The 6,393-nt window shown below is 37.7% G+C and carries 5 protein-coding genes; 2 read left to right on the top strand and 3 right to left on the bottom strand.

The annotated features are described in order from the left end of the window. The first annotated feature begins 103 nt into the window (after positions 1 to 103). Positions 104 to 1,753 carry an NADH:flavin oxidoreductase gene (locus tag AOG55_RS08850; RefSeq protein WP_055032613.1) on the top strand — a complete coding sequence of 550 codons (1,650 nt, stop codon included), beginning with the start codon at positions 104 to 106 and terminating at the stop codon, positions 1,751 to 1,753. Positions 1,754 to 1,920: 167 nt separating this feature from the next. On the opposite strand, the gene AOG55_RS08845 is transcribed toward AOG55_RS08850, so the two are convergent. Genes AOG55_RS08845 through AOG55_RS08835 form a run of 3 tightly spaced genes read right to left on the bottom strand, consistent with a single transcriptional unit; the run spans position 1,921 to position 5,222 of the window. Next, positions 1,921 to 2,208: a ferredoxin family protein gene (locus tag AOG55_RS08845; RefSeq protein ID WP_048101254.1), complete on the bottom strand. Its 288-nt coding sequence runs from the start codon at positions 2,206 to 2,208 to the stop codon at positions 1,921 to 1,923. A 4-nt stretch (positions 2,209 to 2,212) separates the two neighbouring features. After that, a complete protein-coding gene (locus AOG55_RS08840) occupies positions 2,213 to 3,406 on the bottom strand; it encodes an NAD(P)/FAD-dependent oxidoreductase (protein ID WP_054964386.1) in 1,194 nt (397 codons plus the stop codon). Further along, on the bottom strand, positions 3,399 to 5,222 hold the full coding sequence (locus AOG55_RS08835; RefSeq protein WP_054964385.1) for an FAD-binding protein: 1,824 nt from the start codon (positions 5,220 to 5,222) through the stop codon (positions 3,399 to 3,401). The genes AOG55_RS08840 and AOG55_RS08835 overlap by 8 nt, the downstream gene beginning before the upstream one ends. Positions 5,223 to 5,557: 335 nt before the next feature. Between AOG55_RS08835 and AOG55_RS08830 the strand changes: the two genes are divergently transcribed. After that, positions 5,558 to 6,220 carry a winged helix-turn-helix domain-containing protein/riboflavin kinase gene (locus AOG55_RS08830; protein ID WP_054964139.1) on the top strand — a complete coding sequence of 221 codons (663 nt, stop codon included), beginning with the start codon at positions 5,558 to 5,560 and terminating at the stop codon, positions 6,218 to 6,220. The last annotated feature ends 173 nt before the right edge of the window (positions 6,221 to 6,393 follow it).

Below are 6,393 nucleotides of genomic sequence, written 5' to 3'. Positions count from 1 at the left end.
TTAAATTAATTTTTAATTTTGTTTTTCAAACTTTTAATATAAAACATGATGTTATTATTTTCATATAATAAACACTTTTAAATGAATACGAATATACAAAAACATGGATGTTTTTAGCACCGGAACCATAGGTAATTTGGAAATTAAAAACAGGCTTGTCATGGCGCCAATGATCTCCAATCTGGCCTCTCCAGATGGCAATACAAATGAGGATCACATAGCATATCTGGAAGAACGTGCACGTGGTGGTTATGGATTAATAATTACTGAATATACATATGTGGATGAACTAAATGGTAAGGGATCGCCAAACCAGCTAGGGATGTTTTCTTACTCACAGACTCCAAAATTTTTCAGGTTAACCGAGAGAATGCATAAATACGATTCCAGAATTTTTGTTCAGCTTGTTCATTCAGGTGCCAAGGCCTTACAGGGCCTTAATACCAAAAAAATATTTGCACCGACAGCCATGGATTATATGGGGAATGTGCCTCAGACCATGAGTATTGAGGATATAATTAATGTTCAGGAAAAATTCTACAGGGCAGCAGACATAGCATACAAATCAGGATTTGATGGGATAGAGCTTCATGGGGCCCATGGTTATTTGCTTGAGGAATTCATATCCCCTGCCCTTAATAAAAGGGATGATAAATACGGTGGTTCATTGGAAAACCGGCTTAGGATAATTAACGAAATGACTGAAAATATAAAGAATTATTATGATATACCATTAGGAATAAGACTGAGCCTGTATGAAAATGACCCTGATGGCTACGGTCCCGATTACGGTTTAAAGGTGGGTGAATCAATAAGGAAAATTGATTATATTCATTACTCTGCTGGCAGATTCGCACCCCCAGCATCGTCTGCACCATTCTATTATGAACATAATCATATTTATGCAAGGCTTCCAAGGAGACCGGATAAAACAACCATTCTGGTTGGTTCTGTAATAAATGCTGCCGATGCGAACGAAATATTGAAGAAGGCAGATTTTGTAGCAACCGGCCGTGAGGCCCTGGCTGATCCATACTTTCCGTATAAATTATTGCACGGTCACAATCCAAGGCCATGCATCAGGTGCAATCAGGACTGCAGGAGGTTAGGTCTTAACGAGGTACGCTGCACTGTCAACATTGATACAGGCCTTGAGCTGTACAGCACCATAAGAAGGAACAAAAAATTAATTGGAGAAATAGAAATAGATGGTGCGGGTATAAAAGGTTTGGAGGCCGCACTTTATGCACTTTCACTTGGATTAAAACCAGTGATTTATGAGGAAAATGTCCCCGGTGGGCAGATTAACGATATTTTAGAACCACATAAAAGAACTGAATTTAAGGCACTTGTGGATTATTATTTAAATGAACTTGATAGGCGCGGGATAACAGTAGAAAAATCAAGGGGAACATCAGGAATAGACTGTTCCCCTGATAAGGTTTATCCTGATATTAAAAATATGGGGGATGTTTCAATTAACACAAATATATACAGATACTTTGATGATGCACTGGAAATTTCGAAAAAAAATACAGTAATTATCAATCCAGAGTCACTGGAAATCCTCGAAAGGTCAAGAAGGGAATTTTACATCAAACTTGCAGAAAGGCAGGGAATTAAATTCATTAAACAGGATTCATACAATATAAATATATTTGATAAAAACCAGTATGATATAAGATCTGCAATGATCAGTGGAAGAAGGGCCGTGGATTCATATATTATGGAGAATTATGATGAATTAAATTAATGTATTTTGATTATAATACTTAATAGAATTATTAAATTTTTTAAAACTCTCATAAAACTCGGCAATGGAACGATGCAATTTTTATTATAAAATGATATTATTAAACGCATAAAAGGTTGTAAAGAAATAATTTTTACATCTTAAAATTTAAAAATAAAAAAATAAATCTATGCATATCTTAATGCAATACCCCTGCCAAATCTGGGATATTCCCAGTTAATATTATCGTATGGGCAGGCTATTCTGCAGGCACCGCATTCGACACAGTTTTCATAACCAACAACTATTTTTTTATCCTCCCATGTATACACACCTGCGGGGCATATTAATATACATGGCTGTGGATTTCCATTTTCCTTTTCACATTCAAGGCACAGTCCGGAATCCCTTATGGAAAGGTGTGGCTTTTCATCCTTCTTATACCTTAATGTGTACAGTTTTTCCTCCGTTCTCATTTTATCACCTCATTTTCGTCATAAATTCTATAAGGTCTGGCATAACGTTTCTGAAATTTGAGGATATTATTTTTCCTATGCCAAGAAGATCCCCAGAAGCCCAGCTGTTTAATGCCGAAGACAGCATATTAATGTATCCTGATGCAGCATCAGTTCCAAGCATGCGCCCTTCCAGTGGCCTTTCCTTTACTATTTTTGATATCTCCGGGTCCTTAACCAGATTATAATAGTATATGTCCTGGGATAATCCAGACGCTGCAGCATCCCCTGCAAGTGTTCCTGAGGCTATTGCAGGGCTTATGCCATCGAATGTAAGTGGGTCCACAAGTCCAAGGGCATCACCACATAAATACACATTTCCCTTTCCTGGATTCATTGATGGAAAACCGCCCTCAGGTATGACTTTCGCAGAATATTCTCTTAATGAATAGCCCTCAAATTTTTTTGCAAGTCCGGTTTTATCCAGAAAATCATCAAGTACTTTTTCTGGCCTCATTTTTCTTGAAACAAGCTCTTTTATTGGTGATCCAATTCCAACCGCAACACTGTCCTTATAGGTATATAGGAATCCTGCTATAAGCGGGTCTGTCATGACAAATCTCCATGCAAGTCCCTTAGATTCATCAGGAAGATTGAACATTGAATTTATATCCTCCTTTTTCACTGCATAAACCTCCTTTACGGCCTGTACCGCAGTATCAGGGGTAAAATCCTTTTTTATGCCTGATTTCATTGAAAGCAATGAATTTACGCCCTCAGCAAGCACAAAGGCATCTGCTGTAACCTCACCGCGGTCTGTAACAAGTGATTTTGCAGTTCCATTCTCCCATTTTAATTCAAGCCCGGTTGTTTTGCTTATAACCATGGCCCCGGCATTTTCAGCAACAGATGAAAGCCATTTATCAAATTTTAGCCTCCCCGTTGTAACCAAATTTTCCGGAGAAAACTCAATATCCACAGGACTATCACCATTATATAATGATAGTTTTATTCTCTGAACCTCCCTTTCAAATGGAAGGCCATCACCAAATACAGAAGAAACATAGTCCTTCCTTATCATTGCACCGGATACATTTTTTGAACCTGGTTCCGGGCCCCTCTCAATTGCCAGCACCTTTTTACCTGCCTTTGCAGCCCTTAATGCAGCAGCTGACCCAGCAGGGCCGCAGCCAACAACAACAACATCATAATTAAGCATTTATATCACCAATTTTTTTAATCAGTTCTGGCACTATCTGGAATATATCTCCAACCACGCCGTAATCACAGTTATCAAATATAGGAGCAGTTTCATCTGTGTTAATTGCAAGTATTTTTTTTGACCCCTGAATTCCAACAAGATGCTGTATTGCCCCTGATATTCCAAGGGCTATGTAGAGATCAGGCCTTATTGTTGTACCTGTCTGGCCCACCTGATGATCCTTTGGATACCAGCCAGCATCTGCCAGGGGCTTGCTAACACCAACAACTGCGTGGAGTTTGTCTGCCAGATCCTCGGCCAGTTTAATGTTTTCCTTATTAACAATTCCCCTGCCAACGCCAACAACTATTTTTGAACCAAGCAGTGGATTATTATACTCTATGCTCTTAAAATCCTTTATTTTGAATCTTGTTGATGTATCCGTTAATGTTTCCGTTTGAACTTTTCCCCTGTAATCGCGCTCCTTTAATGCAGAAAAAACTCCGGACCTTGTTGTTACCATTACAGGTTTGTTATTGGGGCAGATAATTGTGGAGGTTTCCTTTCCACCAAAGTCTGGCCTTGTTGATAGCAGCTGGCCCTTTTCGTCAACATCAAATATAATGCAGTCGGCTATTAAACCGGTATCAACCTTTATTGCGGTGGTGGATGCCAGCTCCCTTGCATTTGATGTACCCGGAAAGAATATGGCATCTGGCATGTATTTTTTTATCAGTGTTTCAAGAGCCCTTGTGTAAACATCATTATCGTAATATTCAACACCAGGGGTTTCACAGTAAAAGGCCTCATCGGCACCATACTTAAATGCCATGTCCACGATATTCTCTGCATGGTCACCTATTACCGCCGCCCCAAGCTGTGTGTCCATTAGATCAGCCACCCTTCTGGCTGCTCCAAGAATCTCAAGTGAGGTTTTATTAATGTCACCATTTGTATGGTCCATGTAAACCCAGATTTTACCGGTGGCCTTTGCAACAGGCTTGGGCTTAACATAATCCTCACCTGATGATTTCATCCCGGTGGCCGCTATTTTAATTTTTGAAATAATCCAGTCAACGGTTTTATTAATATCCTCATTTTTAATAATTTCTGGATTTCTCATCTTTGGTGGGGGCCTTACCCTGATAACCTTTGTTGGTGATGCTGCCAGCCCAATATGCTTGGGATCCGCGTTTATATCTGTTTTGGACAGCCTTGATACATTGTAATTTTTGGCCTTTATTAAACCCTCAAGTGTCGGCTCCCTTGGCGTATTTGAAATCTCAGATATGGTGGCAACAAACGGTATGGGAACCTCAAGTATTTCTGTGTTGAATTCCGTGGTTCTCTGTAATACTGCCTTTTTATTTTTCTGGTCTATTTCAATAATTTTATCTGTATAGGCCACAGCCGGAACATTAAGCCAGACGGCGGTCTGCGGGCCAACCTGCTGGGTTTCACCATCAACTGCCCTTCTGCCAAAAAGAATTACATCTGCACCACCAAGCTTTTTTATGGCCTGTGCAACTGTATAGGATGTTGCCCATGTATCAGACCCTGCCATGGCAGCATCTGTTACAAGATAGGCATCATCTGCACCCATGGCTATTGCCTCCTTAATTGAAATGTCTCCTCTGGGCGGCCCCATTGAAACTATTGTTACCGTACCACCATATTTTTCCTTTAACCTTATAGCCTCCTCTATTGCATGGAGGTCAGGGGGATTAATAATGGCTGGAACACCCTCCCTTATCAGGTTGTTTGTCACCGGATCAATTCTTAAATCATCTGCATCCGGGACCTGCTTTATGGAAACAATTATTTTAAGCCCCATAAACCGTTATCCCGCGGAATATTAAAAATATTGCTTTTAGGAAATAAGAATTATATGCATAAAATCATGATTTTTTTGTTGATTTTTATTAATGAAAATGCAAAAAAAATTTAATTAATCATTTTATTCAAATCTTATTACGATTAAAATAATATTTAATTAAATATCGTAAATTTTCCTTTAACTCAAAATTATTCATTGTATAAAATTAAATAAGATCTAAAATTATTTATAATAAACCGCACAGAAACTTAACATCCTAATGTTGGAATCAGTATGCTTTTTTATTTAATTATAATAAACAATACTATTATACTTAAAAAATATTAACCTGCATGAACGAAACCTTATATTCAGCAATAAAAGAATTAAAAAATCTTGCAGGTAGCAAAAATATTGCATATATTTCATCATCAGAGCTGGCAAGGAAGATGGGCGTTAGCCAGCAAACGGCATCAAGAATCATTCTTGAATTAATAAAGGAGAAATATATAGACAGAACAATCGAAAATAGAAGGCAAAAGATAATGATACAGGAAAAGGCACTTGATTTACTTTACAGAGAATTAAATGAACTTTATTCAATATTAAAAATCAATCAATCATTTGAAATGGAGGGTACGGTACAAAATGGCCTTGGAGAGGGAAAATACTATATATCCAAGAAAGGTTACATGGATCAGTTTAAGGAAAAATTAAAAATGGAGCCATTTCCCGGCACATTAAACATAAAAATAAATCCGGAATATGAAAATATTTTGAGGCAGGTGCGTGGTGCCGATGGAATTATTATATCAGGATTTAAGGATCGTGAGAGGACCTTTGGTGGTGTAAAATGCTTTAATGCACATATTGATGGGATAAAATGCTATCTCATATTTCCTGAAAGGAGCGTTTACACAGATATTATTGAGGTAATTTCTGATAAATATTTGAGGCAGGCCCTGTCACTAAAAGATGGTGATATTATAAAGGTTAATGTTGATTTTGAATTTTGAATAAATTTTAATTTTAAGGTGTGAAGTCCCCTCCATAAGGGGGATGAAAACATAAAGTTTATGATATATTAATTTACAAATGAATCTACCAGAAAGAAAGCCACTGAGTTTACAATGTGGATGAATTTCTGGAGCCAGAAAATATAAATTCAATAAATAATTAATTTTTAAAA

Source organism: Acidiplasma cupricumulans (assembly GCF_001402935.1).
In the GTDB taxonomy this organism is placed as follows: domain Archaea; phylum Thermoplasmatota; class Thermoplasmata; order Thermoplasmatales; family Thermoplasmataceae; genus Acidiplasma; species Acidiplasma aeolicum.
This window is presented reverse-complemented; position numbering and strand designations above follow the sequence as displayed.